The organism is Amycolatopsis sp. NPDC026612, assembly GCF_040638285.1.
Classification (GTDB): domain Bacteria; phylum Actinomycetota; class Actinomycetes; order Mycobacteriales; family Pseudonocardiaceae; genus Amycolatopsis.
Map to the genome: position 1 here is coordinate 1 of NZ_JBEZYB010000176.1, position 2218 is coordinate 2218.

At 67.7% G+C, this 2218-nt stretch carries 2 protein-coding genes; both read left to right on the forward strand.

Annotation, left to right across the window (positions count from 1 at the left end; translation table 11 throughout):
• Positions 1-68 precede the first annotated feature (68 nt).
• A complete protein-coding gene (istA, locus tag AB0F15_RS44975) occupies positions 69-1334 on the forward strand; it encodes an IS21 family transposase (RefSeq protein WP_360284075.1) in 1266 nt (421 codons plus the stop codon).
• Positions 1331-2149, forward strand: a complete 819-nt coding sequence (gene istB, locus AB0F15_RS44980) for an IS21-like element helper ATPase IstB (RefSeq protein WP_360284077.1) — start codon at positions 1331-1333, stop codon at positions 2147-2149. The genes istA and istB overlap by 4 nt, the downstream gene beginning before the upstream one ends.
• Positions 2150-2218: the final 69 nt, after the last annotated feature.

Sequence of the window (2218 nt, forward strand, 5' to 3'; positions counted from 1 at the left end):
CTGTCGTCGCTTCGTGAAAACTGACCCCCAGGAGTCTTCCGAAAGTTGACCCCCTCTGAGGTAGGAGGGTGCTGAACGTGGAGGACTGGGCGGAGATCCGCCGGTTGCATCGGGCTGAGGGCGTGCCGATCAAGGAGATCGTCCGGCGGCTGGGGATCTCGCGGAACACGGTCCGGGCGGCGTTGAGGTCCGAGGGCCCGCCGAAGTATGAGCGCGCTTCGCGGGGGTCGGTGGCGGATGCGTTCGAGCCGCAGATCCGTGCGCTGCTTGCCCAGTGGCCGCGGATGCCGGGACCGGTGATCGCGCAGAAGATCGGGTGGCCGCACTCGATGTCGCCGTTGAAGAAGAAGCTGGCCGCGTTGCGCCCGGAGTATGCCGGGATCGACCCGGTCGACCGGGTGGTCTACGAGCCCGGCCAGATCGCCCAGTGCGACCTGTGGTTCCCCGAGCCACGGATCCCGGTCGCCGCGGGCCAGGAAAGGGTGCTGCCGGTGCTGGTGATGACGCTGTGTTTCTCGCGTTTCCTGGCCGCGACGATGATCCCGTCGCGGCAGGCCGGGGACATCCTGTCGGGGATGTGGCAGCTGGTCAACGGGATCGGCCGGGTCACGAAGCGGCTGGTCTGGGACCGGGAGTCCGCGATCGGCGGGGCCGGTCGGGTCAGCGCCCCGGCCGCGGCGTTCGCCGGCACCCTGGCCACGAAGATCGTGCTCGCCCCGCCGCGGGACCCGGAGTTCAAGGGCATGGTCGAGCGGAACAACCAGTTCCTGGAGACCTCGTTCCTGCCCGGCCGGGTCTTCACCTCACCCGCGGACTTCAACACCCAGCTGGATGAGTGGCTGGCCCGGGCGAACAACCGGACCGTCCGGTCGATCCAGGGCCGCCCGGTGGAGCTGCTGGAGACCGACTACCAGGCGATGCTGCCGCTGCCGCCGGTTGCCCCGCCGATCGGGCTGAATCAGCGGGTCCGGCTCGGGCGGGACTACTACGTGCGGGTCGACACCGTCGACTACTCCGTCGACCCGCGGATGATCGGCCGGTTCGTTGACGTCACCGCTTCGCCGGGCGAGGTGAAGGTGTTCTGCGACGGGCAGGTCGTCGCCCGGCATGACCGCTGCTGGGCCAAGCAGGTCGTGGTCACCGATCCGGCCCACCAAGCCGCCGCAGCCTTGCTGCGGAAGAACTTCGCGGCCGAACGCCTGCGCCGCGAGGCCTCCGGCGAGACCCGTCGTCACGCCGACGGACACGTCGTTGCGATGCGGGCCCTGCCGGACTACGACGCGCTCTTCGGCGTCGATTTCACTGCACCACCAACGAAAGCGAGCAATACGTGAGCACAACCGCCAAGCCCAAACCGTCGGCAGCAGGGCCGAAGGATGGGCTGCCGTCCCAGATCGCCTACCTCACCCGGGCGCTGAAGACCCCGACGATCGGGGCGTTCTGGGAACAACTGGCCGGCCAGGCGCGAGACGAGAATTGGTCGCACGAGGAATACCTCGCCGCGCTGCTGCAGCGTCAGGTCGCCGACCGCGAGTCCAAAGGCACCGTGATGCGGATCCGCACCGCCCACTTCCCTGCCGTCAAAACCTTGGAGGACTTCAACCTCGACCACCTGCCCTCGCTGCGCCGCGACATCTTGGCGCACCTGTCGACCGGCACGTTCGTCGCCAAGGCCGAGAACGTGATCCTGCTCGGCCCGCCCGGCATCGGCAAAACCCACCTCGCGATCGGGCTCGGGGTCAAAGCCACCCAGGCGGGCTACTCGGTGCTGTTCGACACGGCCAGCAACTGGATCGCCCGGCTCACCGCCGCCCACCACGGCAACCGGCTCGAGGCCGAGCTCAAGAAGATCCGCCGCTACAAGCTGATCATCATCGATGAAGTCGGCTACATCCCGTTCGACCAGGACGCGGCGAATCTGTTCTTCCAGCTCATCGCCTCCCGCTACGAGCAGGGCTCGGTGATGGTGACCTCGAACCTGCCGTTCGGGCGCTGGGGCGAGACCTTCTCCGACGACGTTGTCGCCGCGGCCATGATCGACCGTCTGGTCCACCACGCCGAGGTCCTCACCCTCACCGGTGACTCCTACCGGACCCGCCAGCGCCGCAACCTGCTCCGCGACCAGCAGCAAAACACCGACCAGAACTAGACAACAACACCGCGCAGGGGGTCAATTTTCCAGAGACCACCCGGGGTCAAAGTTCCCGAAGCGTTGACA